The organism is Bradyrhizobium sp. (genome assembly GCF_027451485.1).
Classification (GTDB): Bacteria; Pseudomonadota; Alphaproteobacteria; order Rhizobiales; family Xanthobacteraceae; genus Bradyrhizobium.
The window spans coordinates 12,368-38,109 of the sequence record NZ_DAIDJE010000010.1; the positions used below are offsets into that span (position 1 = coordinate 12,368).

The window sequence follows — 25,742 nt, forward strand, 5'->3', positions numbered from 1 at the left end:
CTTATTGCGGTTGTGTCGGCGCCGGAGCCACCGCACGCCGGGCGTGGCGAAGCTTCGCGATAAGACCGTCATGGCTGCAGGCGCCTTGCCCCTGGGCTCCTGGGCCAAACCGGACTTCCTCCTCCTCCCATGCTGCATCGAGCGCCACGAGATCCATCGGATCGGTGTCAGGCGTCTCGAGGAGAGCCTCCACCGCGGCGCGCGGCGGCGCGTCTTGCGCGATGGCAAGCAATGCGTCGAACACCGCCTGGTAAGATGACTGCCGTTGGCCAAGCCGCTCCGACAGTGCGGCAAGGATATGTGACGTGTCGGCAAGCAGCGCCCTCGCTTCAGCAACTGCACGCGTCGAGAGGAATTCCAGAAACAGTGGAAGATAGTCGGGCAATTCATTCGCTGCAACGAAGAGCCCGGCCTTTTCGTACATCGCGCGCAGGTCGACCATGGCCTGACCCCGGTCGCGGCTCTCGCCATGGACATGCTCGAACAAATAGAGCGCGAGCGCCTTGCTACGATCGAACAGCAGGCCGTAACGTTCCTGCAATTCGTAGACATCGCCGGTCGCGATTTCTTCGATCAGGGCATCGAGCTGCCGCCGTTGCACACCCCAAACAAGTGCTTCGGCCTCCAGGATCGCGCCAAACTCCGGTGCCGAATTGGCCAGTTCATCGCCCGGATAGGTGAGCAGCGCCGAAAGTACCTTGAAAGTCTTCATCACGCGATCTCCATCGGGTTCTTTGCGCGATTGTTGGCCTTGCGCGGCGTACCGAACAGGTTGACCTCGTTCTCACCGCCGGAGCAGCCGTTCCCGAACGTAAAGCCGCACGAGCCGCGGATATCGAAGGCGTCGGCCCCCAACTCACGATGCGCGGTCGGAATGACGAAACGGTCCTCGTAATTGGCGATCGCCATGATGCGGTACATCTCATCGATCTGGGCCGGCTTCAGCCCGACGCGCCTGGCAATCGCCTCGTCGACCACGCCGTCGAGCGTCTTGGTCCGCATGAAGGCGCGCATGGCGAGCATCCGCTCGAGCGCCAGTGTGACCGGCTTCTCGTCGCCTGCGGTCAGCAGATTGGCCAGATAACGCACGGGAATGCGCAGCGACTTGACGTCGGGCATTTCACCGTCGAGGCCGATCTTACCGGCGGATGTCGCCGAGGTGATTGGCGACAGCGGCGGCACGTACCAGACCATCGGCAGTGTCCGGTATTCCGGATGTAGCGGAAACGCGACCTTCCATTCCATCGCCATTTTCCAGACCGGCGATGTCCTGGCCGCATCCATCCAGGCATGAGGAATGCCCTGCTGCTCGGCCTCTGCAATGACCGCCGGGTCGTTCGGGTCAAGGAATACATCGAGCTGCGCCTGGTAAAGGTCGCGCTCGTCCGGTTTGCTCGCCGCCTCTGCAATGCGATCGGCATCATAGAGCACGACGCCGAGATACCGGATGCGACCGACGCAGGTTTCTGAGCAGACCGTGGGCTGGCCCGCTTCGATCCGCGGATAGCAGAAGATGCACTTTTCTGATTTACCGGACTGCCAGTTGTAATAGATCTTCTTGTACGGGCAGCCGGAGACGCACATCCGCCAGCCGCGGCACTTGTCCTGGTCGATCAAAACAATGCCGTCCTCCTCGCGCTTGTAGATGGCCCCCGACGGACAGGCTGCGACGCAGGCCGGATTGAGACAGTGCTCGCACAACCGCGGCAGGTACATCATGAAGGTATTTTCGAACTGAGCGTAGATCTCCTTCTGCACGCCTTCGAAGTTGTAGTCCTGCGAGCGCTTTGCGAATTCGCCGCCGAGGATTTCCTCCCAGTTCGGCCCCCATTCGATCTTCTCCAACCGCTCGCCCGACACGAGCGAGCGGGGCCGCGCTGTCGGCATCGCCGGCAGTTCCGGGGCGTTTTGCAGATGCGGATAATCGAAGGTGAAAGGCTCGTAATAGTCGTCGATCTCCGGAAGATCCGGATTGGCGAAGATGTTGGCCAGCACCCTCCACTTGCCGCCGATGCGGGGCTGGATCGAACCGTTGCGATTGCGTTTCCATCCGCCTTTCCAGCGCGACTGGTTCTCCCAATCCTTGGGATAGCCGATGCCGGGCTTGGTCTCCACATTATTGAACCAGGCGTATTCCATGCCTGCGCGGCTGGTCCAGACATTCTTGCAGGTCACGCTGCAGGTGTGACATCCGATACATTTGTCGAGGTTCAGCACCATGGCAATCTGAGCTCGGATTTTCATTCTGCGGCCTCCAGGCGGGCGTTGCCGGACTGATCGGCCGCCGGCTGATCCAGCCAGTCGACCTTTGACATCTTGCGGACGATCACGAACTCGTCGCGGTTGGAACCGACCGTGCCGTAATAGTTGAAGCCGTAGGCTTGCTGCACATAACCGCCGATCATGTGGGTCGGCTTGAGCACAACACGGGTGACGGAGTTATGAATGCCGCCGCGCTGGCCGGTCTGCTCGGAGCCCGGCACGTTCACGATCTTCTCCTGCGCGTGATACATCATGCACATGCCCTGCTTGACGCGTTGGGAAACCACCGCGCGCGCCACCAGCGCGCCGTTGGTGTTGTAGGCCTCGATCCAGTCGTTATCGGCGATACCGGCGGACCTCGCGTCCGTCTCGCTGATCCAAACGATCGGTCCGCCGCGCGACAGCGTCAGCATCAACAGGTTATCGGTATAGGTGGAGTGAATGCCCCACTTCTGGTGCGGGGTGATGAAGTTGAGCACCACCTGCGCATTGCCGTTCGGCTTGCGATCGATCACCGGCTTGACGGTCTTGGTGTCGATCGGCGGCCGATAGACGCAGAAGCCCTCGCCGAAGGCCCGCATCCATAAGTGATCTTGGTAGAGCTGCTGGCGGCCGGTCAGCGTGCGCCAAGGGATCAACTCGTGGACGTTCGTATAGCCTGCATTGTAGCAGACCTTTTCCGACTCCAGCCCCGACCAGATGGGCGAAGAGATGATCTTGCGCGGCTGCGCGACGATGTCGCGGTAGCGAATCTTCTCGTCCTCTTTCGGGATCGCCAGATGCGTGTGGTCGCGCCCGGTAAATTCCCCGAGCGAGGTCCAGGCCTTGACCGCGACCTCACCATTTGTCTCCGGCGCAAGACTGAGGATCACCTCGCAGGCGTCGATCGCGCTGTCGATGCGGGCGAGACCTTCGCTCGTCCCCTCCTCGGTCACGGCGCCGTTCAGCTTCTTGAGCAGTTCGACCTCGTGGCCGGTGTTCCAGCTCATGCCCTTGCCGCCGTTGCCGAGCTTGTTCATCAAAGGCCCGAGCGAGGTGAAACGCTTATAGAGATTCGGATAATCACGCTCGACCACGGTGACGGCGGGCATTGTCTTGCCGGGAATCGGCTCGATCTCGCCCTTTTTCCAGTCCTTGACGTCGAAGGCTTGCGCGATCTCGCCGGCGCTGTCATGCATGATCGGCGTCAGCACCACATCCTCCTCGACCCCGAGCACTTCAGGCGCGACTTTGGAGAAGGCCTCCGCAATGCCTTTGTAGATGTCCCAGTCGCTGCGGGACTCCCAGACCGGATCGATCGCCGCCGACAATGGATGGATGAATGGGTGCATATCGGAGGTATTGAGATCGTTTTTCTCGTACCAGGTCGCCGTCGGCAGCACGATGTCGGAATACATGCAGGTCGTCGACATGCGAAAGTCGAGCGTCACGAGAAGATCGAGCTTCCCTTCCGGCGCTCGGTCGTGCCACTTCACTTCCGTCGATTTCATCCTGCCATGGTCGCCGAGATCCTTGCCGATCACGCCATGCTTGGTGCCGAGCAGGTGCTTCAGAAAATACTCGTGACCCTTGCCCGAGGCACCGAGCAGATTCGATCGCCAGACGAACAGGTTGCGCGGCCAGTTGTCCGGATTATCCGGATCCTCGCAGGATAGTTGCAAATCGCCCGACTTCAGCGCTGTGGCCACATAGTCCTTTACTTCCATGCCAGACGCAGCAGCCCGCTTGGCGATATCGAGCGGATTGGTCTTGAGCTGCGGCGCGGACGGCAGCCAGCCCATCCGCTCGGCGCGGACGTTGTAATCGATTAGCGCACCATCCCACGCTCCCTTCGGCGCGGTCGGCGACAGAATTTCGCCGACGTCGAGCGTCTCATAGCGCCACTGATCGGTGTGGGCGTAGAACGCCGAAGTCGAATTCATCTGTCGCGGCGGCCGCCCCCAGTCGAGCGCGAAAGCCAATGGTGTCCAGCCCGATTGCGGTCGCAGCTTTTCCTGGCCAACATAGTGCGACCAGCCACCACCGGACTGCCCGACGCAACCGCACATCACCAGCATGTTGATGATACCGCGGTAGTTCATGTCCATGTGGTACCAATGGTTCAAACCTGCGCCGACGATCACCATCGAGCGGCCGCCGGTCTTTTCGGCGTTCCTGGCAAACTCGCGCGCTACCGTGATGATCTGCTCGCGCGGCACGCCCGAGATCCTTTCCGCCCAGGCCGGCGTATATGGCTCGACATCGTCATAGGTCCTGCCGAGATGCTCGCCGCCGAAGCCGCGATCAACGCCGTAGTTCGCAACAAAGAGGTCGAAAACCGAAGCGACGAGCGCCTCACCGTCTTTCAGCATCAGACGCTTGGCCGGAACCTTGCGCAACAGCACGTCCGGATGATCCGTGCCGCGGAAGTGGTCGTGCTCGCGATTGCCGAAATAGGGGAAGGCGACGTCGGCGAGTTCGTCCTTGATGTCGGCAAGCGACAGGCGAAGCTTCGTTTCCCGGCTCGCTGAGTCCTTCTCTTCCAGGTTCCATTTGCCCTTCTCGCCCCAGCGGAATCCGATCGAGCCATTCGGCACCACGACGTTGCCCGTCGCCTCGTCGATGGCCACGGTCTTCCACTCGGGATTGTTGGTTTCATTGAGCGAAGCGACGAAATCCGAAGCGCGCACGAACCGCTCAGGGACAAGCCGGCCCTCGGATTTCACCAGCCGCACCAGAAATGGCATGTCCGTGTACTGGCGCGCGTAATCATTGAAGTATTTGGCCTGACGATCGATGTGGAATTCCTTGAGGATTACGTGGCCCATTGCCATCGCGAGTGCGGCGTCGGTCCCCTGCTTCGGCGAGACCCAGAGATCGGCGAACTTCGAAGCTTCGGAATAGTCCGGGCAGATCACGACGCTCTTCGCGCCCTTGTAGCGAACTTCGGTGTAGAAATGCGCGTCGGGCGTGCGCGTCTGCGGGACGTTGGATCCCCACAAAATGAGAAAGCCGGAATTGTACCAATCGGCGCTCTCCGGCACGTCGGTCTGCTCGCCCCAGGTCTGGGGCGAGGCCGGCGGCAGGTCGCAATACCAGTCGTAGAATGACATGCAGACGCCGCCGAGCAGCGACAGGTATCGCGCACCCGCCGCATAGCTCACCATCGACATGGCGGGAATCGGCGAGAAGCCGAACACGCGGTCGGGGCCATAGGTCTTCGCGGTATAGGCGTTTGCCGCAGCGATGATCTCGTTGACTTCGGCCCAGTTGCAGCGAACGAAACCACCGAGGCCGCGCTTCTGCACGTAGGAAGCGCGCTTCTCGGGATTCTCGACGATCGACTTCCACGCGGCGACAGGCGTCATGGTCGCGCGCGCGGCGCGCCACAGCCTGATCAGGCGCGAGCGCACCAGCGGATATTTCACCCGGTTACCGGAATAGAGATACCAGCTGTAGCTCGCGCCGCGCGCGCAGCCGCGCGGCTCGTGATTGGGAAGGTCGGGCCGTGTGCGCGGATAGTCCGTCTGCTGGGTTTCCCAGGTGACGATGCCGCCCTTGACATAGACCTTCCACGAACAGGATCCGGTGCAGTTAACGCCGTGGGTCGAACGCACGATCTTGTCGTGTTGCCAGCGCTTCCGGTATCCCTCCTCCCAGGAGCGATCTTCAGTGGTGGTCACACCGTGACCGCCGGAAAATTCCTCTTTCTCCCGCGTGAAGAACGTCAGCCGGTCGAGAAAATGGCTCATCCTTACGGTCTCCTTATTCAGCAGGCTGGGCCGCAGAGAACCGACCGCCTCGCTCGACGTCGTGAAGCAGGCCGCCCTTTCGGGTGTAGACGGCCCAGGTGATGACGATGCAGGTCACGTAGAAGATGAAAAAGCCCCACAGCGCCGCCTGCACGCCGCCGGTGAGGTCGATCGAGGTTCCGTATGATTTCGGAATGAAGAACGCGCCGAACGCCGCGATCGCCGAGGTGAAGCCGGTGATGGCAGCCGACTCCTTTTCCGCCTGCCGCAATCGCGTTGCCGCATCCGCCGTCGGCATCAGACGGCTCATCTCCTGGCGCATGATGTTGGGGATCATCTGGAAAGTAGATGCGTTGCCGACGCCCGTTGCGAAGAACAGCAGCAGGAACATCGCGAAAAATCCCCAGAAGGCGCCGGGCTGATCCTTGATGCCGAGGAAATAAAGCACCCCAAGCACGCCCACCATCATCAGGCCGAACACCCCGACCGTCACCCGGCCGCCGCCCCACCTGTCAGCCATCCACCCGGTAGCCGAGCGTGAGAGCGCGCCAACCAGCGGACCCAGGAAGGCGAATTGCAGGGCGTCGACGGCTGGAAACTGGGTCTTTGCCAGCAGCGGGAAGCCTGCGGAGTAGCCGATGAACGAGCCGAAAGTGCCGGTATAGAGCCAGCACATGATCCAGTTGTGTTTGCGCTGGAAGATCACCGCCTGGTCGGCGAACGACGCTTTGGCCGACGCAATGTCATTCATGCCGAACCAGGCGGCAAAGGCGCTGGCAACGATGAATGGCACCCAGACGAAGCCGGCATTCTGCAACCAAAGCGGCGCCTGCGTGGTTCCACTCTTCACCATCGTCGGATCGCCAGCGAACCAGCCGAACACGCCCGCGGTGATCACGATCGGCACGACGAACTGCACGACGCTGACACCGAGGTTGCCCAGGCCGGCGTTGAGCGCAAGTGCGTTGCCCTTTTCCGCGCGCGGAAAGAAGAAGGAGATGTTGGCCATCGACGAGGCAAAATTGCCGCCGCCCAGCCCGCAGAGCAGCGCCAGCGCCAGGAAGATCCAGTACGGCGTGGCCGGCGTCTGCACCGCATAGCCAATGCCGAGCGCCGGAATCAGAAGCGACCAGGTCGCCAGCGTCGTCCACAGCCTGCCGCCGAAGATCGGCACCATGAAGGAATAGAAGATGCGCAACACCGCACCTGAAATGCCCGGGAGCGCCGCCAGCCAGAACAGTTGATCGGTGGTGTACTTGAATCCGACCGCGGGAAGCTTGGCGACCACCACCGACCAGACCTGCCAGATGGCGAAGGACAGCAGCAGCGCCGGGATCGAGATCCAGAGATTACGTCGCGCAATCGCGCGCCCGCTTCGGGTCCAGAACGCATTGTCTTCCGGACGCCAATCGGTGAGCACGGCGCCCGACAGCGCACCGACATGCTCGGGCGCGTGGATTTCCTGCATTTCGGGAAGTTCGGGCAGCTTCTTCAGGGCCTCGCCGACGACGCCGCGCTCCATTTGCCGGATCGAGACGTGCATCCAGACCAACGCCGAGGTGACCAGCAGGAACAGCAGCATAAAGCAGCTGGTCCACAAGCCGGTCAGGTCAACGAGCGCGCCAAAGGCGATCGGCAGCACAAATCCACCGAGACCACCGATCATGCCGACGAGACCGCCGACCGCGCCAACACTGCTCGGATAATAGACCGGAATGTGCTTGTAGACAGCGGCTTTGCCGAGCGCCATGAAGAAGCCAAGCACGAAGATGGTCACCACAAATGGCACCAGGCCCATCTCCAGATGGAAGCGGAGAGTCCCGCTGACCGTCTTCACGGCATAGTCGGTCGGCGGATACGACAGAATGAAGGTGGCGGCCACGGCGACCAGAAACGTCCAGTACATCACCCGCCGCGCCCCGTAGCGATCGGAGAGGTGGCCGCCATAGGCGCGGAACACGCTTGCGGGGAACGAGAACATCGCCGCCGTCATGCCTGCGGTCTCGATGTCGACGCCATAGACCTTGATCAGGTATTGCGGCAACCACAGCGCCAGCGCCACGAAGGCGCCGAACAGAAAGAAATAATACAGCGCGAAGCGCCAGACCTGAACGTTCTTCAGCGGCGCAAGCTCAAGCCATGCACTCTTCGGCTTCTCGCTTGCGGCGCGCCGAGCGCGTGTCACCGGATCCTCCTCGGAGAAGATCCAGAACAGAATTCCCATTGCGCCGATCGCAAGCGCCCAGACCTGCGCGACCGCTTGCCAGCCATAGGCGACGAGGACGAAGGGAGCGAGAAATTTGGTGACGGCGGCCCCGACATTGCCGGCGCCGAAAATGCCGAGCGCCGTGCCCTGCCTGGTGGCCGGAAAGAAACGGGAAACATAGGCGACGCCAACGGCAAACGATCCGCCGGCGATGCCGACGAAGAGCGCGGCGATCAGGAACTGGGGATAAGTGTGCGCCCATGTCAGCAGATAGGTCGCAATCGCCGCAGCGAGCATGACCACCGTATAGACGCGCCGCCCGCCATATTGGTCGGTCCAGATTCCGAGCACGAGGCGGATAAGCGAGCCGCTGAGAATCGGCGTGCCAATGAGAAGGCCAAACTCCGTGTCATTCAGCCCAAGCTGCTGCTTGATCCGGATCCCGATGATCGAGAAAATCGTCCAGACGGCGAAGCAGATGGTGAAGGCAATTGTGGAGAGCCAGAGCGCTCGGCCCCGGTGCAGGGACCCTGAATCCATATCGCCCATAGAACTCTCCGATTCGATGATCCGATCTCGGAGAGGCACATGCGCAAACTTCATTTCGTCCGTAGTTGCGCTGGATCAATCAACCGGGCGATGCCTGGGCGAAACCGGCTCAATTTTGCCAGAGGCCGGCACTCGAATTGCATTTTGTCTCGTTTTGATTTGATATTTGTCACAGCCAGGAGACTATCAGGTGCGCCCTGACGATTTTGAGCAGGTGAAAGCGGTGCCTTTGTTCGCGCACTTGACCGACCAAAGTCTCGGCCTGTTGCTGGATGGAGCACTGCTGCAGCATTTTCCGGTCGGTGTGAACTTGATACGCGAAGGTGATCGTCCTGACTTCCTGCATGTCCTACTCGATGGGCTGGTCGAGATTTTCACCGAGCAGGACGATGTTGAATGGGGGATTTCGCTGGTCAGCCCGGTGACAACGTTCATTCTGGCGGCCGTGATCAGCCGCCAGCCTTATTTGAGTTCGGCGAGGACCTTGAAGGAGTCGCGCATTCTGCTCATTCCGGCGAAACACGTGCATACCGTCTTCGATCGGGACATCGAACTCGCCCAAGTAATGGCTGGCGAACTCGCCGTCGCCTATCGCGGTGTCGTGAAGAAGTTGAAGGGCTACGTGGCGCGGTCGAGTGCTCAGCGCCTCGCAAACTGGATTTTGGCCGAAGCGCGGAGCGAGGCATCAGGTACCCAGATCGTTCTGCCGTTTGACCGCGCCACCCTCGCTTCTCACATCGGCACCACGCGTGAGAATTTATCCCGCAATCTCGCCCAACTCACCCATTACGGTGTCCGCATTCGCGGCCGGGTGATCGTGATCGATCGAAAGGATTTGCTGGAGGCGTTCGCGCGGCCGCAAAGATTTATCGACGATCCGAATTCCTAGTCCGGGCCGTCGTTACGATTTTACTATTTGATCCAGAGATGAGCGACGCCGCCATGCGCAGCCGAAAATCGGCGTCCAGGATCAGATCATCGACCACCATAAAGCTACATAGGCCCTGCCCGGTATTGTTGCGTCGGATCCAAACAGGGCGCGCGGGTACGCAAGGAATTACCGACCCGATTTCGCAAATAGACGCGCCAGTTCCCAAGCCAAACCGATGAAAGCCAGCATCCAGGCGGCCAGCGCAACCACAAACATCGCGGGCGGCAAGGGAGCGAGGAATGGAAGGTCAAGGGCCGCAGCCATTTGTCTTGTCGCGACCGTATACATGCCCAACGGAAAGACTGCCCCCCAATAAAGCGGGTCATAGCGCAGGGGAAATCGCCGGACCAGATGCCGCCAGACACCGAGCACGAGCAGCATCGGAATCCACCACGTGCCGGTTGCCCAGTAAAAGACGGTGAAGCCCTTGAGGAAAGGCAGAAGCGAGGCGAGAAATGGCGCGTCAGACGTGTTCTGCACCAGGCGTGCGCCGGCGAGGGTCGAGATCGCCATCGCACCCATATTGATCCAGTAAGGGGGTGCCAGATCGCCCGGTGAGAAGGCGAAGAAAGTGTAGCGGTAAAAGATGAGGGAAATGATCCAGATATAGAGCATTCCACCCCACAGCCACATGGAGAGCGAGAAGAAATTGAGTTCTAGCCGAAGCGGCTGCGGCCATTCGCTGGCGACCAAAGCTGCCAGAACAGCGATCGATTGCGTGGAAACTACTGCGATAAGCCAGGCACCCGTCAGTCCCTTCTCAAGGGGTGGCTTCTCTTGCTTGACCGTGAAGGCCGTGAAGATCGTATAGGTCAGACCAATCCACAACGCTGTGCCAAGGGCGAGGAATATCGTTGCCGCCGCCAGACTTCGCGCGATGAGCAGGAATTGATTGCCGAGAATGCAAGACGCCGCAACCGAGGTGAAAAAGCCCGGCCCAAGCCGGTGATCGGTCATATCGGCGAAGAAGAGCCCTGGGTAGCGGACTGCACGCAGCACGGTCAGACATGCCAATACGACATAAGACATGAAATTGAAGGCAAACAATCCGTTTGCGAGAACGGCAAACCCGAAATCCCAGGCCGCAATCGAAATCACCCCGGTCGCCATCACGAGCGCAAAATATGCGGGTGATAGATGTTTCACCGACAAAATTCCCTCGCGGCAATCTCTCGTCGAGAGGCAAAGTAAACTGGCGCAGCCTCGCGCTGTTTGTCCAAGCGCAAGTCCGGTGGCATATCGCAGCGCAGTTTGCGTCGGAACAACGATCGTCATTGCGCGGCAGCTAGCAGACATTCCATCGCCCCCAACGATCCAAGCCGTGGCCAATTGCGGCGCGGCGCCATGGTGCCTCGGTCCGCCTGATCGAACAGGCGCCGATCAGTTGCGGGTGGTAAAACGCTCATGCGCGCAATTTCGGCTTGATGCGCATGCTCGCCGCCGGTGCAAACCAATCGGCCGGTCGGGGCGCTGCCCCCGGCGGTCCGATCGAGATCACTCAAGGCAAAAGCGGCAAGCCGCGTGTTGAAGGTGGCATTACCGTCCCGACCGGGCGCGGTTTCTATAATGAAAGGTCCGCCGCCAATGTTAGGCCCAAAGATGACATGCTCGATTTCCTCGACGACGGCAGCAACTACGGCGAAGGTTGTCCTGCGCGGACGCAACGCATCGACGCCTGGTTATCAGTTGTCGACAAAGCGGCTGCGGGGGCGTGACGTTCCTGGGACGCTATCGCGGACCAAATAGCCAAGTTTCTTTCTGTCCGCTCGATCGCCCGCCCATTTCTCGCCGCCATTATCATTCAGCGAAGCCTGCAGGAGCTGGTCCCCGAGGCGGCGCGTTCCCGAAGGTTCCGTGTGATCATCCCACATTCGTTACAACACGACGTTCTTCTGTCCCGCCGCGGGCTGCTGGGTGGGCTTTCATCCCTCGCCACCGTGCTCGCGCTCGGCGGATGCACCAACCTGGGCGCGACGGGCGCGCGCTTCGACGCTTCGTCCATCTCGGCAGACCCTACATTGCTCGTCACCACGACGCGCAAGCCGGTGAATGGCGGACGTGCGAAGCCGTGGTTCGGGCCCGAGCGCGGTTCCGGGATCACTGTGGCGCGGTTGAAGCTGGTGCCGCCAGACGACGGCCGTTTCTCTCTTGCCGCGGTTGGACTTGGCGATTGGCGCATTGGCGAAGTCGAGCCGGTATCGAAAGAGATCGGCGATCTCGTTGCGGTGACCGGCAGCGGAGACGTCCTGATCTACGTGCACGGTTTCAAACAGACGTTCGAGACATCCGCGCTCGATGCCGCGCGCCTCTCCGACGCAATCCGATTCCACGGCCGGACGATGGTATTCTCCTGGCCTTCCAAGGCGGGACTGTTCGACTACGCCTATGACCGCGACAGCGCGATGTGGTCCCGGGACGGCTTCGAACGCGTGCTGTCTTCGACTATAGGCGCCCCCGGCGCCGAGCGCATCCATATCGTCGCGCACAGCATGGGGACGATGCTGACGCTAGAAAGCCTGCGACAACTCTATGCGCATCTTGGCGACACCGTTACGGGGAGGATCGGGGCCGTCGTCTTCGCCGCGCCTGATATCGACATCGACGTGTTCTCGTCGTCGGTCACCCGCATCGGTGAGCTCGCCGGAAAGATCACCGTTATCACTGCGACCGATGACCGGGCATTGGCACTGTCAGCTCGACTTGCCGGCGGGATGACCCGCGTCGGCGCCGCCGAAAAGGCCACCATCGAGCGGCTCGGCGTGCGCGTGATCGATGCTTCCGATGCGGGCTGGGGTATCATCAACCACGATCTATTTTTATCGAATGCGGATGTGCAAGGCGTAATACGCCGCTCAATCGAAGCCACGGCCGTGTGAAAGGCATGCCTCCATCCGATTGTATCGGCTCGCATAAGCGCGGTCGTTACCGGTTGCAGCGGTTGAGTCCAGTACTGTCGAGCGCCTAAGCTTCCCCAAGCGTGACGATCGTCGAGATCTGCAACGTAATGACGGAATGAGGCGTCTTCCACGCCGCCGTCGCGCTGGGTGCGTCCGGCAGCGCGCAAAATTCGTCACAATGGAGGAAGGCTGGAGGCTAGCCTCCAGGACGAATCGGCTGTCGAGGCAAATTCATATCTGTCTGATCGAGGCGAATTCGAAATTAGAATCCGCTGGGTTTTCGCCAATGCGGATCATGGTATCACTCAAAAAATGATAGGGCGGGACTGGAAGGTTGTAGGGTGCGGGCACGCCGTTGAACACTCGCCCAGCCAGATCATATTTCGAGCCGTGGCAGGGACAGAAATAGCCACCAGGCCAGTTGGCGGCCGGCGACGCCGGGTTTGGCTGCGGTTCAAAGAGCGGAATGCATCCAAGGTGGGTACAGATGCCGACAAGGACACCGAACTCCGGCTTGATCGAGCGATGCCAATTCTGCACGTAAGGTGGCTGTTGCAGTTCGGAAGACCGGGGATCGGCCAACAGCGAAAGTAGCGCGGGATCCCTGAGCTTCTGAAGCGATTCCGTCGTTCGGTGAGTGACAAATATAGGTCTGTTTCGCCACCGAACCACCACCTGCTGCCCCGGGGCGACCTTTCCAAGATCAAGCTCCACCGGACCGCCGGCGGCCAACGTCGCGGCGTCCGGATTCATTTGGCTGATCAACGGGACAAGAGAGGCGGCTAGGCCGATGGCCCCAAAAGCAGCGGTTGCGACATAAAGAAAATCACGCCGTGTCGTCTTGTCGGAGGAATCAGTGGTCTCGAAGGATTCTGACGCGGACATAATCGACTTCTCGGATCGCGGAGCGAAGACGCTACAAACGTTATCCGCCTCAACCTCGACGCCGCTCCCTGACACTGTGCTAACTAACAACGTTCGACCCGCAATTAAGATCGGTGGTCGCGCCTAAGTGATCCACGACAATCGCATGCGCTGCCATTTGGGCCGTCAATAGAATAGAGGAGAGACACAGATTACGTCTGCGGTGCCCACCCGTAAGACCAGAACCTTCCTCAATCTTATTTTATGAGCCAAGCCGCGGCGACACTAAGCCACCGCCCGCGAGGTTGACCCTGACACGGATTGCGGCTCGTTGATGGCCAGTATTGCCGTGGCTAACCCTGAACCTCCTCCCGGGTCGTTCCTCTCCAGACTCACCGTTGGTGAAATCCAGCGGGTGGATATTGAATCGCGCTGCAAGCAGCCTCGGTGGAGCCAACATGCCTGCGAGGGAATTTAGCCAGCTGCGCGTTTCACTTAGTTCCGGCAACCTCCGCGCAACGCTCGTCCAATACCCACTGTTGATGGCCGAACTCGACGCAATCGAGAAACTTCGTCCAACCGGCGGCCTGATGTTGCGGCGGGACGGCAGCAGCCTGACATGGTTTGGCAAGGGCTAGATCCTGACGCAGGTCCAGCGGATTTCGAAGAAGATAATCCTGGCAGCGGGTTTGCGGCCCGAACTGACCTTCACCTCGTTCGGTCGTCACGGCGGCACAACTGAGGCGAGCGCATCCGGATTGGCAGAGACTCAGTTGATGCAGAAGGACCAATGATCGTCGACGGCGGCCATGGCGCATTATCTCCACGACGATGACGAGGCCAAGCAGGCGAAGAGAAAGTGAACATTTGTCAAAATGAGAAAGCGCGGTTTGTCAGAATGGAACTTCTTGACGGCCCACACCATTGAAAAGATTGGAGCGGGTGAAGGGAATCAAACCCTCGTATTCAGCGTGGGAGGCTGAACGCTCTATTCCGTGATAATGACCGCCTCTTCGTCGTCAAGCATTTGCTCGTCGACCGCGCCGTTTGAACGAGCGAGTTCGGCCGCCGCGCGCTCGAACCGGGCCCGCGCGGCGTCGAAGCGCTCGCAGCGCTCGGCATAGGCGGCGGCGGTCTCGCCAGGTGCTCGCGGGATCTGGTTGGTCATAGGCAACATCCTTGCACAACATGGTTGAAGTCGGACAGCAGGAAAAGATTGCGATCCGACGGTATGAACTCCCCGCGTCCGCGCCCCAATTGCTCCCCCTGGAACCTGTTTCCCGGGCGATCAAACGTGCCGTCTAAGTCATTGATATTGCTGGTGGGGAAGGAAGGACTCGAACCTTCGAAGCCATGAGGCGGCTGATTTACAGTCAGCTCCCTTTGCCACTCGGGACACTTCCCCGTCTCAGACAGACCATCGTGAGTTTGCCCGCCCGAATAGCGGACATCAGCTTGCCGATGACGCTGAAAACCGGCTGCCTTCGTAACGGCACCGGCCGGGCGCGTTTATGGGCGAAGGCGCCTAGCAAAGTCAACAAAGGCCGCGGCAAAAATGCCAACATTTTCAGAGCCTCAGTAAATTGCTTTGGGCCAGAGCCCGTGAGACAAGCCTTCCATGCGCTATCGTGACCGAAAGCCGAAATTTCACCGTGGCGAGAGGCCGAAGAGGCCGCCTGGACCCCGCCACGAGGCTGGGCGCAAGCCGCCTTGGCGGGGCCGCGAAGGAGCGGCCGACGACACGGTGATCCTGTACGGCTGGCACACCGTCACGGCAGCGCTCGCCAATCCGAAGCGGCGCATTCGCAAGCTGTTTTTGACGGAAAATGCCGCCCGGCGTCTCGCCGAAGAGGAGATCGACACCCGCGTTGAACCCGAGATCGTGCGGCCGGATCTGATCGACCGGCGGCTCGGACCGGATGCCGTGCATCAGGGGATGCTGGCGGAGGCTGAGTCCCTCGCCTCGCCCGGCATCGACACGCTGCCGGAAGAAGGCATCGTGCTGGTGCTCGATCAAATTACCGACCCGCATAATGTCGGTGCGATCATGCGCTCTGCGGCTGCCTTTGCCGTGAAGGCGATCGTCACCACGGCACGCCACAGCCCGGAAGCGACCGGCGTGCTGGCAAAATCCGCCTCCGGCGCGCTGGAGCTCGTGCCGCTGGTGACAGTACAAAACCTCGCCCGCGCACTCAATGAGATGAACGAGCGCGGCTTTCTGACCGTTGGGCTCGACAGCCAGGGCCAGGAGAACCTTAGCGCGGTTGGCTTGCGCCAGCCGCTCGCGCTGGTGCTGGGCGCCGAGGGCAAAGGCTTGCGCCAGCTGACGCGCCAGACCTGCAGCGTGGTGGCGCGGCTCGACATGCCCGGTGAGATCAAGAGCCTGAACGTCTCGAACGCCGCCGTGCTGGCGCTCTATATCGGAGCGAGCCGACTCGGCCTGATGGGCTAAGAGCCCAATCAGTGATCAAAAAAGGAAAGCGCCCGCTTGCGTCGTCACGCGAGCAGGCGCCGTCTTCGTTGGCGCGATTGCCGTTGCAGGCTGCGGTCCAGTGATCAGTAGTAGCTGTGCAGCACGTGGCGCTGACCGTAGCGGGTCCAGTGGTGGTGCCGGTAGCCGTAGCGGCGGTGGTAGCCCCAGCCGTAAATGCCCTGTTCCTGATAGACCCGCGGCGGGGCGAAGTCACCGGGGCCGGTATAGGTCGGGCCCTGGTCGACATAGTAATACTGCGGCGGCGCGACGGGGTTTTGATATTGCACCTCCGGATCGGGAAGGAGCTCAAAACCCGCATACCCAGGATAGCCATAGTACCCATAGTACGGCGGAGCATAAGCTGCGCCGCACGGGTTGACATAACCGCACGGTCCACAGCCAAAGCCGCACGCGGCGGCGGGGGCAATGCCCGCGGCGGTCACGGCTAAAGCCGCGACCAATCCTGAAATCATCTGACGCATTACTCTCTCCTGTTGGGTAGGCTTCGTTATTGACCTGCAGGTTACGGACGACGCTGCGGGGCTGCCGGCATCTGCGGCTGAGCGGCCTGCGGCGGCGCCGCGGGCGTCGGCTGACCGATTGCAGAGTTTTTTTGCAAGCCGTGGTCGCGCCCGCCCCCGTTGAATTGCGGTCCATCGAACTGGGGCGCCATCATCAGAGGCGGCGGATATGGCGGCATCTGAGTGAGCGGTACCGCCGGGTCCGCCTGGGCCGATCCGGCGGACCACGATTGATGGAAGGGCTGCGCCGGCTTCGGTTTGGCGGCGCCTTCGATCTCCAGCCGTCCGTATCCCGGCAGGTGCCCAGCGCTCGGATAATAATGACCGATCGGGGGACCGGGATCGACGGGGTGACCGCCATACACGGTCACCGGGATTTGGACGCCCTTGGCAAGGCCCCAGTCACCCTCGACAACCGCATAGGATGCGTCGACGCCGTCAATGATGACGGGCACGCCCGGTCGGCCCGGAATCGCGATGACCGGACCGGTTTGGGCGCAAGCCGCACCCGCCGTTCCGATCAAGACTGACAACGTGATTGCCGCGCGCATCGCATCAAAATCCCGCTGGGGCCGCTTTCCATCTGAAGTACCGCGACGATCTTGCCGCTTGCGGTGCAGGAGCTTCAAATGGACCCCGACCTGTGACACTAATCCAAGGCGCCGTCGCATGCGTTAAAGCCGGCCGCCAAATTAGCGGTAAGCCTAACGCGCCGGCCTTCGTGCTTTGTCAATTTGCAGCCTGCGGCGATACGAAATCGTTAACCGCCCCGGCGGTCTCGGCGCGGCAAGACGGAAACAGACGGAAAAGAGAAGCGCTGCCTTGCTGGTGCCGGTTGAGAGGATTGAACTCCCGACCTTCGGTTTACAAAACCGCTGCTCTACCGCTGAGCTAAACCGGCGAATTGAGATTCGAATTTATGGCCGTTCCGCAAGCGCCGCACCCGGCAGCCGATGGCGGAGGGTCAATAGCAGAATTGCCTGACAAGAGCTATCGTCCTCTGACACCGTTCAAGAATCAGGCTTGCCCGTCCTCCAGTCCGTACTCCCGGTAGATCGCCTCCCGATCCGCAGCCGGAAACAGGCGGCATTTGGCTTGCGCCAGATGCAGATTGACGGTGCCGGACTGGCAGCCGGCGGCGAGGAGTTTTTTGATGTCGTCCATCTGGGTAGCCGGCCGGTGCTTCTCCGGCAACTGCTCCAGCGCGATCAGCGCGGTTGCCAAGGCTTCCGTGATCACCCATTCATCGTGACCGGTGATTCCCTTTCGCGGCATGCGCCCAACCTTTCGTCTTTGACCTGGTGCGGCGAACTTGAGGTTGCCGGATCGAATTCGCTGCTTGTAGTGCAGGACCTTCGACTCGGCGGCACTGGCGTTCTCAGAGACGTTCGACCTCACCTTTTTTGGGGCGGGATCGCGACCACACGAAAATATCGAGGGAAACAAGCCGGCCTTCAAGGCCGCCGTTCACGCCATCCGCGGATGCGTTCAGAGGAACACACACAACAGCGCCAGATTGGCAGCACAGGCCGCCAGTAACGCAATCGACAGCGTCAGGTGAATCCTGCCGCAGGAGATCTGGCTGATGATGCTCATAGGCATCAGCATCAGGCGATTCTGGCCGGAGAGTCTCGCCCGATATTTTTGGGAAGATTCAGGACTCGTTTACGACTCGCCCCCGGCCGTGCTAATCGGCCCTCCCCCTGGGAAACCGCAACCGCAACCGGCCTTCCGCGTTATGCAGGTTTGCAGGGCTTTTTGTGTGGAGTTTCGAATGCCTTACGCCCTATTTTGCAATGACGCGAGGCTGAGCAATGCCTACCCGACGGAAGCCGACGTCTGGGAACTTGCCCGCAAAAGCGGACTGGTGGTCGAGGCGGTGTCGGGAGACAACGCGTCTGCCCGCCGGCCGCTCTTGGAAAATGACTATGAAATCAGGCCCTGTCGGGCGGACCCGCAGGAAGATCCTTTCCGAAACCGGGCCGATGCCGAGCGAGAAAACGCGCGCGGCCTCGAATGGGACACCTCGACGCCGGACGCGTGAGTGAAAGGCAGCTTGCTGTCTGTTTAGGGTGTCCCGGCTGCGAACGAGGTCTCTTCGGCCGCAAGCTCATGGGTCACTTTATCACTTGTCCCAACGGCCCCGAGGCGCTCTCAACGAAGACAAACTAGAGTGTCCAGCCACCCTGGCAAGTCACAACAGTGATTCCGCCAAAAGCCTTCACGAGAGCGATTTTTTCTTGCAGACGGCAAAAAAAGGCCAGCATCGCGCCGGCCTTTCTGTTTTCTGGTTTCCCTGCCGACGGCTTCGCTAACGAAGCAGCCAGCACAGCTTGCCCGCTCAGTACTTGGCGACGACCGGGCCGCCCCATCCGAAGCGGTAGTTGATGCCGAGCTTGACGGTGTGCTCGTCATCCCGGAAATGGCTCCCGACGATGGGCGCCGGACCGCTTGTGAAGGTCGTGCCCCCGAAGTTGTAGTACTGGTACTCGCCCTTGATCGACCAGTTCGGCGTAAGCATGTATTCGAGACCGGCACCGACGGTATATCCGTCGCGATGGTTGCCATCGACCGTGAAGCCCACGGGCACGCCGTTGGTGCTCACACCAAGAAGATTGTCGTTGCCGCGCCAGGCGTAGCCGCCCTTGGCGTAAAGCAGCGTGGGACCGAAGGCATAACCGAGCCGCCCGGTGGCCGAACCGATCTGGTTCGTGTTCCCAGTGACGACCGTACCACCCGGGAAGACGACACCGCCGCTCCCCCCGCCCGTCAGCCAGCTATACTGCGCTTCCGCACCGATCACCCAGTTGTTGGAGAACTGGTAGTCGAAACCGCCCTGCACGCCGCCCATGAAGCGAGCATCGCCGCCCTCGAGGCTGTTATCCCCCGGGAATGCCGCGCCCACGTGCCCGCCAATGTAGAAGCCGGTCCAGTTGTAGATGGCCTCCGGCGCCCTGTAGACAGGAGCCTTGGTATAGGTCCGCGCCGGCAGGTCGGCTGCGAAGGCCGGAGCCGCGAACGCCACGCAGGCGGCCGCGCCAAACAGGATCTTCTTCATGGTATTTCCCCGTTATCGTCGTGATCGACAACAAACAAACAACGTGGCGCGAATTTGGTTGCTTCGTGGCACGGCCAAACATGTTTGTTTGCAAAATGTCGCAGCCGCGCCACAGCGGCATTTTGTTCCAGGACCGCCGCTATGCGGCAGCCAATCTTTTTGTGGGTCGTAACGGTGGCCCGGAAGGTTCAGCTCATGGAACCCGGATCGCCAAAACGTGATGACGGGGTCCGCGCCGGACGGTGCGTTCGCCGCCCGGGTAACATTCACCGCGTCATCTTTTCCATTTCCGGGAACGGCGCCAACGCCACTCCCGTGCAGAGTTCTTCGCCCTTTTCGATCAGGCGGTCGAGCCGGCCATTGACGAACAGGACCGCCCGCTCGCGCGGTTCGTAGTAGCTACCGTCGGATTCGCGAGCGGAATAGCGCAGGCAGCTGATGTAACGCATCTTGCCGTTGACGTCGCGCATGACCGGCTCGGCCATCGACGCATCACGCACGCCGACCGGATTGTTGAGGTAGGTCTTCATGAACGCCAGCAACTCCGCACGGTAGTTGCTCGGAAACGCCTGAGCGGCGTCGGTCGAATCGCCAAAAAGGCTGAACCGCCGGCCTTCGCCATCTCCGCCCGAGCAAGCTGCGAGCGCGATCGGCAGCATCAGAAGCGCCACCCGCTTTACCGAAATCCCCAATCGAAACCTGTCTTCTGGTTGGCCCGCCCGCTGTCCCGGTTCTGACATTCGCATCGCACGCTGCGGCACTTCTTCGAATGTCACAACCAAAGGGACACTGGCAGATCCATGATTTTGATGTTGACTCTGACGTTCCTTTGAAGAGCTTCTAGCCCTTCCCAAAATGAAAGGGAATTCGCATTTTCGAGCCCCGAATCGGGCGCCGGCCCAGCGCCGTTTGGGCGGCGTGGGCCGGGCCTGAAATCCGCGATGGTGCCTTTTAAGAACTCGGACGCCTCCGCGGTTAGTCCTCAGCCGCGCTTGGCGGGGTGCTTAACAGGCTTGGCTGAGACCTTCAGAGACTTGCTCGCCTTCGCGGCCATCTTCTTGTGGGTGCGGTGATGCTTGTAGGCATGGCGCACATGGTGGCGGCCCACCTTGGCCTTGGCGTTCATCGGAGTCTTGACCTGAGCCGACGTGTTGACGGTGGCCGACTTGGTGACCGGCGCTTGCGTCGTGTTGCTCGCGGCCATCGCCGGGACGGCAAGGAAGGAAGCGGCAAGCAGCGCAGCTGAAATCGTCTTCAACATGGAAAGCTCCTTTAGAAAGAGATCCCGGAGGGTGCCGACCGGAATGGCCGGGCTCGTCGATCGTGGTGCGACACTAGGAGGCGGCCGCTGAACCCACCCTGAAGCCGAACAATGGTCTGCGTTCATCTCGATGAATTTCCGGTCATGTTGCGCGCAGCAGGCAGGAGAAAGCTCCGGATCCGCGCGCACGTCCCATAAAAAATCCCGATATCGCAAAAAATGCCGCTGGAATGATCGCGGACAGCGGGTGTTCAAGATTGACGGGCGCCGGTGTAGGGTCGCCCTTCAAACTCCAGGAGAGAGGCATGACCAAAGTTGCGATCCGACTTTTGACTCTTGCGATGTTCACAGCCGCGACTCTGGCCGGTCCCATGATCAGCGCCGCCAAGGCGGCCGGTGCTGATACGCCCTCACCTCCGACCGACTCGAGCAAGGACAAGAAAAAGAAGCGCGACAGGAGTTCGAGCATCGAGGATCAAAAGTTTCTCGACGGCTATCGCGCCGCCTATGCGACGATCTACGATCGCCACGACTACGCTTCGGCGATCACGCAACTGAAGGCGCTCGGCCGGGACGACGTCGCCGACGTGGCCAATCTAATCGGCTACTCCTACCGCAAGCTTGGTGACTACAAGGTCTCGCAGGTCTGGTACGAGCGCGCGCTTCAGGCGGACCCGAACCATGTTCGCACCTGGCAGTATTACGGCTTGTGGCAGCTCGAACAGGGCAATCGCGAAACCGCGGAATATCACTTGAGCCGCATCAAGGATATCTGCGGCACAGAATGCGCCGAGTACAAGTCGCTGGCGACGGCGCTGGAGCAACCCGCGGGCACCGGGCTCGTCTACTGACCGATCATTGAACCGGATAGCCGGTGCAGGAAACTGAGCCGGCTTTCTTTTCACTATTTCATCAGTGCTTCGGCCTCGGCACGGAAAGCCCGGCGCGACGGGCCGAGCGAATAGAACATGTGGCCGCCGGGATAGACGACAAGCTTCACCCGGTCGGCCGACGCATAGGCGGGCAGCTGATCGAGCCAGATCTTTGACCCGAAGTATGGCGTGGCAAGATCGAACAATCCATGCCCGACAAGAAGCTTCAGCTTCGGATCCAACGCCAGGATCTGCCTGAGCTGGGAGATCGACTGGGGCGGATTTAACCCGCGCCCGAAATCCCAGGAGCGCTCAACCGAGCTATTGAGCAGATGGTAGGGTCCATCAGGACGCCAGTTGAGCGTCCGCCTGGTCAGATCGACGGCCGCGCTGGTCAACGGCGCAATCAGCGGATCGCCGGACGGATCGGCAAAATGAGCTTGGCTTGAATCGGGATCAGGATCGAAACCGCGCACGGAGCCATCGTAGCGGCCAGTTACCTTGCCGTCGCGGCGATCGAGCTCTCGGCGAAACTCGGAAATGTCGAGACGTCCGGCCAGGCGGCGGATGACGGCCTGGTCGATGCCCGTCAGCGCCGCGACCTTATCGGCGAGCCGCGTCGTCGCCTCCTTGTCGGCTTCGCCCTTGACCAGATCGGCGAGGAAGTCGCCGCGCGCATAGGTTTCCACGTCCGCCATGTCGGCACGCGTGACTGGGTGTTTGGCTTGGCGCGCGACGGCTGCCATCGATGGAAGGCTGGCGACATATTGCACGAGACTCGTGCCGCCGAATTCGCGAAAATCGAACAGCGGCGAAACCAGGATCAATCCCTTGATGCCGACGCCCTGCTCCGTCTGCAACTCATGAACGATCTTCGGGCCGCGGATGCCGCCATAGCTTTCACCGACGATGAATTTCGGCGACAGCAGGCGGTCATACTTTTCGAGATAGCGGCGGATGACCACTGACATTGCATTGACGTCGCCATCGACGGAAAAGAAGTGCTTGCGAACGTCGCCATCCGTCGAAACGAAGCGGCTATATCCAGTGTCGACGGGGTCGATGAACACGAGGTCGGTAAAGTCGAGCCAGGTGTCGGTGTTGGGCGCCAATTCGGGAGAAGCCGAAGAAACCGCGGCATCGCCTTCGATCGGCAAGCGCCAGGGTCCCGCACAGCCAAGCTGCAAATAGGCGGATGACGCACCCGGCCCGCCGTTGAAGAAGAAGGTGATCGGCCGGGTGTGCGGATCGGCGCCGTCCAATTGATACGCCGTGTAGACGATGTCGGCCTGCGGCTCGCCTTTCTGGTTGAACAGACGCAACGAGCCCGCGGTTGCGGTGAAAGCGAGCGTCCGGCCGTTCACGGCGATGCTGTGCTTGGTGGTCGAATCCTCGGGCAGTCGGCGCACCTCGGCAGTCGTTATCACGTTGCGCGGAGCGGATTGTCCCGCTTTTGCGCCGGAAGGCGCCGATGCCGCCTGCGAGGCAGGTGGCGTTTGGGACGGCCGCTCGTGATTGCTGTCCTGGGCGCCAGCCATGTCCGTGAGCGCCAGAATGGCAAGCAGAATGGCCGCCGCGAAGCCAAGGGTTGCATGCCGGATGCTCATTAATCTTCTCTCCAAGTTCTCGAGTCAGCAGGACCCCGGCCGTTTCACGGGCGTGGAAGCGTGCTATTTTACGGGAGCGGCGAATTTTAGCCCAGACCAGCGCCCCGCCTTCGGCGATTGTCTCGACAAGCGCCGGCAAGGTCGTATAGACGACCTCCACTCACAGGACGCTTTCACAACTTCATGAGCACAGCCCTGCCATATGACCGGATTGCCTTTGTCGCGAGCGCGAGCGCGGAAGCCCAGGAAGCGCTGGCGCGGCTGACTGCCGCGTACGGCAATCACGACGTGCCGGAATCCGATGTCGTGGTGGCGCTCGGCGGCGACGGCTTGATGTTGCAAACACTGCATCGGTATATGCACAGCGGTAAGCCGATCTATGGCATGCATCGCGGCACCGTCGGCTTTCTGATGAACGAATTTTCGCTGCATCATCTGCACGAGCGGCTGGCCGCGGCGCGCGAGACCCTGATCAATCCGCTCTTGATGCGAGCCACCGACGTGAGTGGCACCATTCATCTGCATCACGCCATCAACGAAGTCTCGCTGTTCCGCCAGACCTACCAGGCCGCGCGCCTGCGGATCCTGATCGACGAACACGAGCGCATGCCCGAACTGATCGCCGATGGCATTCTGGTGGCAACGCCGGCCGGCTCGACTGCCTATAACCTGTCGGTGCAGGGGCCGATCTTGCCGATCAATGCCCCCCTCCTCGCTTTGACGCCGATCAGCCCATTCCGGCCGCGGCGCTGGCGCGGCGCGCTGTTGCCCAACACCGCCTTTGTCGTCATCGAAGTGCTCGAGGGCGACAAGCGTCCGGTGGCGGCGGTGGCCGACCATGACGAGGCGCGCGACGTCCGCCGTGTCGAAATCCTATCCGACAAGACGATTTCGATGCGGATGCTGTTTGATCCCGGTCACAGTCTCGAAGAACGCATCGTGCGCGAGCAATTCGGCGGCTACTGAGCCGCCTAAATCAGCCCGGCTGATCTGCCAATCGCAACCATTCTTTAACGCGACGGGGATATGGTTAACGGCGCGTATACCCGCGTATGCGTGTCCCTGAGGGCACCGCCATGTTCCGTATCGATTTCAACAAGCTTCGCTTTCTCGTCTGCGACGACAATCCGCACATGCGCCGTATCCTCCGGACGCTGCTGCATTCATTCGGCGCACGCGAAGTCTACGAATCCGAAGACGGCGCGACCGCGCTTGAAATGTACACCCACTACGTCCCGGACATCGTCATCACCGACTGGGCCATGCCGATCTTCGACGGGCTCGAGCTCGCGCAGATGATCCGGCAGCCGGAATCCAAAGGCAATCCCTACGCCCCGATCATCATGCTGACCGGTCATTCCGAGAAGCGGCGCGTCACGGTGGCGCGCGATGCCGGCGTCACCGAATTTCTCGCCAAGCCGATTTCCGCCAAGGGGCTGTATCAGCGCATCCTGAACGTCGTCGCCAATCCCCGGCCTTTCATCAAGACCAAGACCTATTTTGGCCCGGACCGCAGGCGCAACACCAATGGCGCCTATATCGGACCCGAGCGGCGCGTCGGCGGCGAATTTGAAATCCTTCAGCAGCCCTCGCTGCTCGACAAGGCCCGTTCGGGCGTCTAGCGAGGACAAGCAAAGCACATGGCGAACAGCAAAGCCGATATCGAGGTCAAGAGATACGTCGATCACCAGGTGATCACGCAGCCAAACCCGCTGCGCAAGGTCCTGCGACGCGTGGCCGACGACGACATCGACGATCCGGTCGCACGTGCCGAGAAGGCTCTTTCCGACCTGTCCGGAGAATTCCGGCAATGGATGGAGATCGAAGTGGGCCGGCTCGCCGACGCCCATGCCGCCATTCTCAGGAATGGATTTACGGAAAAGGCACGCGACGAGTTGTTCCGCGCTGCCCATGATATCAAGGGCGATGCAGTGACGTTTGGCTATCCGCCCGCTGGCGCAGTTGCCGAGAGCCTCTGCCGCATCGTCGAGCATGCGCCCGATCTCGCGCGCGTGCCGCCAGACTTGATCGCACACCACATCAATGCGATTCAGGCGATCGTGCACGAGCACACCAAGCTCGACACCATCAGCATGTCGAATGAATTGAGCCAGCGTTTGCGCCGCATCGCCGACGATTATCTTGCGCGCGTCAACCACGACCGGCCAGAGCATCTCGAGGCGGTCCTGGCGCCAAGCATCGCGCCGGCGGATTAAGGTTTTCGCATCCGAATACCGCCGATCTGAAGTCCATGCACCACAAGCGGCGAATTCGATCAAGGACTTCAGATCGATGAAGCGGTACTGGCATCAATAAGTTAGCTAGTGCCCATGACTTTCCGAAGTTCGCGAAAGTGGGAGCTGAGGCGCACCACGAACTTCGGAAAGTGGGCACTAGGGCAAGCGGTTCTGGTTACAGGTCCCTGCGTTCCACGGGGACCACTGATCAGCTAGGCGGCGATCAGGCCCTGCTCAAAGCCAATAGCTTGCTCGGCCGCAAGCTCCTCGCAG

At 60.9% G+C, this 25,742-nt stretch carries 26 protein-coding genes and 2 tRNA genes; 11 read left to right on the plus strand and 17 right to left on the minus strand.

Annotated elements, in window-relative coordinates; translation table 11 throughout:
* Window position 1: 1 nt before the first annotated feature.
* The 4 genes from narJ to NEZ08_RS01640 are packed head-to-tail and all read right to left on the minus strand — an operon-like array spanning window position 2 to window position 8,748.
* Window positions 2–712, minus strand: coding sequence for a nitrate reductase molybdenum cofactor assembly chaperone (narJ, locus tag NEZ08_RS01625; RefSeq protein WP_298102494.1), 711 nt, complete (start codon window positions 710–712; stop codon window positions 2–4).
* Window positions 712–2,244 (minus strand): nitrate reductase subunit beta, encoded by a 1,533-nt coding sequence (gene narH, locus NEZ08_RS01630; RefSeq protein WP_298102497.1) that lies wholly within the window; start codon window positions 2,242–2,244, stop codon window positions 712–714. The genes narJ and narH overlap by 1 nt, the downstream gene beginning before the upstream one ends.
* Entirely contained in the window at window positions 2,241–5,993 is a 3,753-nt protein-coding gene (locus tag NEZ08_RS01635) for a nitrate reductase subunit alpha (protein WP_298102500.1), read from the minus strand. The genes narH and NEZ08_RS01635 overlap by 4 nt, the downstream gene beginning before the upstream one ends.
* Before the next feature lie 13 nt (window positions 5,994–6,006).
* A complete protein-coding gene (locus NEZ08_RS01640) occupies window positions 6,007–8,748 on the minus strand; it encodes an MFS transporter (protein WP_298102517.1) in 2,742 nt (913 codons plus the stop codon).
* Window positions 8,749–8,938: 190 nt separating this feature from the next.
* On the opposite strand from NEZ08_RS01640, the gene NEZ08_RS01645 reads away from it, so the two are divergent.
* Window positions 8,939–9,637, plus strand: coding sequence for a helix-turn-helix domain-containing protein (locus NEZ08_RS01645; protein ID WP_298102519.1), 699 nt, complete (start codon window positions 8,939–8,941; stop codon window positions 9,635–9,637).
* A 168-nt stretch (window positions 9,638–9,805) separates the two neighbouring features.
* On the opposite strand, the gene NEZ08_RS01650 is transcribed toward NEZ08_RS01645, so the two are convergent.
* Window positions 9,806–10,825 carry a tellurite resistance/C4-dicarboxylate transporter family protein gene (locus tag NEZ08_RS01650; protein ID WP_298102522.1) on the minus strand — a complete coding sequence of 340 codons (1,020 nt, stop codon included), beginning with the start codon at window positions 10,823–10,825 and terminating at the stop codon, window positions 9,806–9,808.
* Window positions 10,826–11,109: 284 nt separating this feature from the next.
* On the opposite strand from NEZ08_RS01650, the gene NEZ08_RS01655 reads away from it, so the two are divergent.
* Window positions 11,110–11,394, plus strand: a complete 285-nt coding sequence (locus NEZ08_RS01655) for a hypothetical protein (protein WP_298102524.1) — start codon at window positions 11,110–11,112, stop codon at window positions 11,392–11,394.
* 141 nt (window positions 11,395–11,535) lie between these two features.
* A complete protein-coding gene (locus NEZ08_RS01660; protein ID WP_367278355.1) occupies window positions 11,536–12,555 on the plus strand; it encodes an alpha/beta hydrolase in 1,020 nt (339 codons plus the stop codon).
* A 252-nt stretch (window positions 12,556–12,807) separates the two neighbouring features.
* Here the strand turns inward: NEZ08_RS01660 and petA are convergent, their stop codons facing one another.
* Window positions 12,808–13,461, minus strand: a complete 654-nt coding sequence (gene petA / locus NEZ08_RS01665) for a ubiquinol-cytochrome c reductase iron-sulfur subunit (RefSeq protein ID WP_298102527.1) — start codon at window positions 13,459–13,461, stop codon at window positions 12,808–12,810.
* A 437-nt stretch (window positions 13,462–13,898) separates the two neighbouring features.
* Here petA and NEZ08_RS01670 point away from each other — a divergent pair, with 437 nt between their 5' ends.
* Window positions 13,899–14,078 (plus strand): hypothetical protein, encoded by a 180-nt coding sequence (locus NEZ08_RS01670; RefSeq protein ID WP_298102530.1) that lies wholly within the window; start codon window positions 13,899–13,901, stop codon window positions 14,076–14,078.
* A gap of 350 nt (window positions 14,079–14,428) precedes the next feature.
* Here the strand turns inward: NEZ08_RS01670 and NEZ08_RS01675 are convergent, their stop codons facing one another.
* The gene (locus tag NEZ08_RS01675; RefSeq protein WP_298102532.1) at window positions 14,429–14,608 is read right to left on the minus strand and encodes a hypothetical protein; all 180 of its coding nucleotides are present in this window, start codon (window positions 14,606–14,608) and stop codon (window positions 14,429–14,431) included.
* A 151-nt stretch (window positions 14,609–14,759) separates the two neighbouring features.
* Window positions 14,760–14,845 (minus strand) — tRNA-Tyr (locus NEZ08_RS01680).
* 213 nt (window positions 14,846–15,058) lie between these two features.
* On the opposite strand from NEZ08_RS01680, the gene rlmB reads away from it, so the two are divergent.
* The gene (rlmB, locus tag NEZ08_RS01685) at window positions 15,059–15,892 is read left to right on the plus strand and encodes a 23S rRNA (guanosine(2251)-2'-O)-methyltransferase RlmB (protein ID WP_298102535.1); all 834 of its coding nucleotides are present in this window, start codon (window positions 15,059–15,061) and stop codon (window positions 15,890–15,892) included.
* 104 nt (window positions 15,893–15,996) lie between these two features.
* Here the strand turns inward: rlmB and NEZ08_RS01690 are convergent, their stop codons facing one another.
* From NEZ08_RS01690 to NEZ08_RS01710, 5 genes are all read right to left on the minus strand, one after another.
* Entirely contained in the window at window positions 15,997–16,395 is a 399-nt protein-coding gene (locus tag NEZ08_RS01690) for a hypothetical protein (RefSeq protein ID WP_298102537.1), read from the minus strand.
* 41 nt (window positions 16,396–16,436) lie between these two features.
* Entirely contained in the window at window positions 16,437–16,985 is a 549-nt protein-coding gene (locus NEZ08_RS01695) for a hypothetical protein (protein WP_367278356.1), read from the minus strand.
* A 275-nt stretch (window positions 16,986–17,260) separates the two neighbouring features.
* Window positions 17,261–17,335 (minus strand) — tRNA-Thr (locus NEZ08_RS01700).
* A 116-nt stretch (window positions 17,336–17,451) separates the two neighbouring features.
* Window positions 17,452–17,709 carry a hypothetical protein gene (locus NEZ08_RS01705; RefSeq protein WP_298102540.1) on the minus strand — a complete coding sequence of 86 codons (258 nt, stop codon included), beginning with the start codon at window positions 17,707–17,709 and terminating at the stop codon, window positions 17,452–17,454.
* 213 nt (window positions 17,710–17,922) lie between these two features.
* Window positions 17,923–18,042 (minus strand): glucose transporter, encoded by a 120-nt coding sequence (locus tag NEZ08_RS01710; RefSeq protein WP_298102542.1) that lies wholly within the window; start codon window positions 18,040–18,042, stop codon window positions 17,923–17,925.
* Window positions 18,043–18,208: 166 nt separating this feature from the next.
* Between NEZ08_RS01710 and NEZ08_RS01715 the strand changes: the two genes are divergently transcribed.
* Complete coding sequence (locus tag NEZ08_RS01715) at window positions 18,209–18,478, plus strand: hypothetical protein (RefSeq protein WP_298102543.1); 270 nt, start codon at window positions 18,209–18,211, stop codon at window positions 18,476–18,478.
* 297 nt (window positions 18,479–18,775) lie between these two features.
* Here the strand turns inward: NEZ08_RS01715 and NEZ08_RS01720 are convergent, their stop codons facing one another.
* Window positions 18,776–19,492, minus strand: a complete 717-nt coding sequence (locus NEZ08_RS01720; protein WP_298102545.1) for an outer membrane protein — start codon at window positions 19,490–19,492, stop codon at window positions 18,776–18,778.
* Window positions 19,493–19,512: 20 nt separating this feature from the next.
* Here NEZ08_RS01720 and NEZ08_RS01725 point away from each other — a divergent pair, with 20 nt between their 5' ends.
* The gene (locus tag NEZ08_RS01725; protein WP_298102548.1) at window positions 19,513–19,713 is read left to right on the plus strand and encodes a hypothetical protein; all 201 of its coding nucleotides are present in this window, start codon (window positions 19,513–19,515) and stop codon (window positions 19,711–19,713) included.
* Between the two features lie 45 nt (window positions 19,714–19,758).
* Here NEZ08_RS01725 and NEZ08_RS01730 read toward each other — a convergent pair whose 3' ends face one another.
* Together NEZ08_RS01730 and NEZ08_RS01735 are read right to left on the minus strand one after the other, a co-directional pair.
* Complete coding sequence (locus NEZ08_RS01730; protein ID WP_298102551.1) at window positions 19,759–20,184, minus strand: hypothetical protein; 426 nt, start codon at window positions 20,182–20,184, stop codon at window positions 19,759–19,761.
* Between the two features lie 290 nt (window positions 20,185–20,474).
* Window positions 20,475–20,753, minus strand: a complete 279-nt coding sequence (locus NEZ08_RS01735) for a hypothetical protein (RefSeq protein ID WP_298102554.1) — start codon at window positions 20,751–20,753, stop codon at window positions 20,475–20,477.
* A 305-nt stretch (window positions 20,754–21,058) separates the two neighbouring features.
* Between NEZ08_RS01735 and NEZ08_RS01740 the strand changes: the two genes are divergently transcribed.
* The gene (locus tag NEZ08_RS01740; RefSeq protein WP_298102557.1) at window positions 21,059–21,604 is read left to right on the plus strand and encodes a lipopolysaccharide assembly protein LapB; all 546 of its coding nucleotides are present in this window, start codon (window positions 21,059–21,061) and stop codon (window positions 21,602–21,604) included.
* A 53-nt stretch (window positions 21,605–21,657) separates the two neighbouring features.
* Here the strand turns inward: NEZ08_RS01740 and NEZ08_RS01745 are convergent, their stop codons facing one another.
* Window positions 21,658–23,232 carry a peptidase S10 gene (locus NEZ08_RS01745; protein ID WP_298102560.1) on the minus strand — a complete coding sequence of 525 codons (1,575 nt, stop codon included), beginning with the start codon at window positions 23,230–23,232 and terminating at the stop codon, window positions 21,658–21,660.
* A gap of 183 nt (window positions 23,233–23,415) precedes the next feature.
* Between NEZ08_RS01745 and NEZ08_RS01750 the strand changes: the two genes are divergently transcribed.
* The 3 genes from NEZ08_RS01750 (at window position 23,416) to NEZ08_RS01760 (ending at window position 25,448) form a co-directional block, all read left to right on the plus strand.
* Complete coding sequence (locus NEZ08_RS01750) at window positions 23,416–24,198, plus strand: NAD kinase (protein ID WP_298102564.1); 783 nt, start codon at window positions 23,416–23,418, stop codon at window positions 24,196–24,198.
* A gap of 110 nt (window positions 24,199–24,308) precedes the next feature.
* Window positions 24,309–24,854, plus strand: a complete 546-nt coding sequence (locus NEZ08_RS01755; protein ID WP_298102567.1) for a response regulator — start codon at window positions 24,309–24,311, stop codon at window positions 24,852–24,854.
* Window positions 24,855–24,872: 18 nt separating this feature from the next.
* A complete protein-coding gene (locus NEZ08_RS01760; RefSeq protein ID WP_298102570.1) occupies window positions 24,873–25,448 on the plus strand; it encodes an Hpt domain-containing protein in 576 nt (191 codons plus the stop codon).
* Window positions 25,449–25,742 lie beyond the last annotated feature (294 nt).

What these genes read in the sequence shown, in the direction of transcription:
- narJ (WP_298102494.1), bottom strand. Translation starts at nt 712, where the DNA reads ATGAAGACTTTCAAGGTACTTTCGGCGCTGCTCACCTATCCGGGCGAT.
- narH (WP_298102497.1), bottom strand. Translation starts at nt 2,244, where the DNA reads ATGAAAATCCGAGCTCAGATTGCCATGGTGCTGAACCTCGACAAATGT.
- NEZ08_RS01635 (WP_298102500.1), bottom strand. Translation starts at nt 5,993, where the DNA reads ATGAGCCATTTTCTCGACCGGCTGACGTTCTTCACGCGGGAGAAAGAG.
- NEZ08_RS01640 (WP_298102517.1), bottom strand. Translation starts at nt 8,748, where the DNA reads ATGGGCGATATGGATTCAGGGTCCCTGCACCGGGGCCGAGCGCTCTGG.
- NEZ08_RS01655 (WP_298102524.1), top strand. Translation starts at nt 11,110, where the DNA reads ATGCTCGCCGCCGGTGCAAACCAATCGGCCGGTCGGGGCGCTGCCCCC.
- petA (WP_298102527.1), bottom strand. Translation starts at nt 13,461, where the DNA reads ATGTCCGCGTCAGAATCCTTCGAGACCACTGATTCCTCCGACAAGACG.
- NEZ08_RS01670 (WP_298102530.1), top strand. Translation starts at nt 13,899, where the DNA reads ATGCCTGCGAGGGAATTTAGCCAGCTGCGCGTTTCACTTAGTTCCGGC.
- NEZ08_RS01675 (WP_298102532.1), bottom strand. Translation starts at nt 14,608, where the DNA reads ATGACCAACCAGATCCCGCGAGCACCTGGCGAGACCGCCGCCGCCTAT.
- rlmB (WP_298102535.1), top strand. Translation starts at nt 15,059, where the DNA reads ATGCGCTATCGTGACCGAAAGCCGAAATTTCACCGTGGCGAGAGGCCG.
- NEZ08_RS01690 (WP_298102537.1), bottom strand. Translation starts at nt 16,395, where the DNA reads ATGCGTCAGATGATTTCAGGATTGGTCGCGGCTTTAGCCGTGACCGCC.
- NEZ08_RS01695 (WP_367278356.1), bottom strand. Translation starts at nt 16,985, where the DNA reads ATGCGCGCGGCAATCACGTTGTCAGTCTTGATCGGAACGGCGGGTGCG.
- NEZ08_RS01705 (WP_298102540.1), bottom strand. Translation starts at nt 17,709, where the DNA reads ATGCCGCGAAAGGGAATCACCGGTCACGATGAATGGGTGATCACGGAA.
- NEZ08_RS01710 (WP_298102542.1), bottom strand. Translation starts at nt 18,042, where the DNA reads ATGCTGATGCCTATGAGCATCATCAGCCAGATCTCCTGCGGCAGGATT.
- NEZ08_RS01715 (WP_298102543.1), top strand. Translation starts at nt 18,209, where the DNA reads ATGCCTTACGCCCTATTTTGCAATGACGCGAGGCTGAGCAATGCCTAC.
- NEZ08_RS01720 (WP_298102545.1), bottom strand. Translation starts at nt 19,492, where the DNA reads ATGAAGAAGATCCTGTTTGGCGCGGCCGCCTGCGTGGCGTTCGCGGCT.
- NEZ08_RS01735 (WP_298102554.1), bottom strand. Translation starts at nt 20,753, where the DNA reads ATGTTGAAGACGATTTCAGCTGCGCTGCTTGCCGCTTCCTTCCTTGCC.
- NEZ08_RS01740 (WP_298102557.1), top strand. Translation starts at nt 21,059, where the DNA reads ATGACCAAAGTTGCGATCCGACTTTTGACTCTTGCGATGTTCACAGCC.
- NEZ08_RS01745 (WP_298102560.1), bottom strand. Translation starts at nt 23,232, where the DNA reads ATGAGCATCCGGCATGCAACCCTTGGCTTCGCGGCGGCCATTCTGCTT.
- NEZ08_RS01750 (WP_298102564.1), top strand. Translation starts at nt 23,416, where the DNA reads ATGAGCACAGCCCTGCCATATGACCGGATTGCCTTTGTCGCGAGCGCG.
- NEZ08_RS01755 (WP_298102567.1), top strand. Translation starts at nt 24,309, where the DNA reads ATGTTCCGTATCGATTTCAACAAGCTTCGCTTTCTCGTCTGCGACGAC.
- NEZ08_RS01760 (WP_298102570.1), top strand. Translation starts at nt 24,873, where the DNA reads ATGGCGAACAGCAAAGCCGATATCGAGGTCAAGAGATACGTCGATCAC.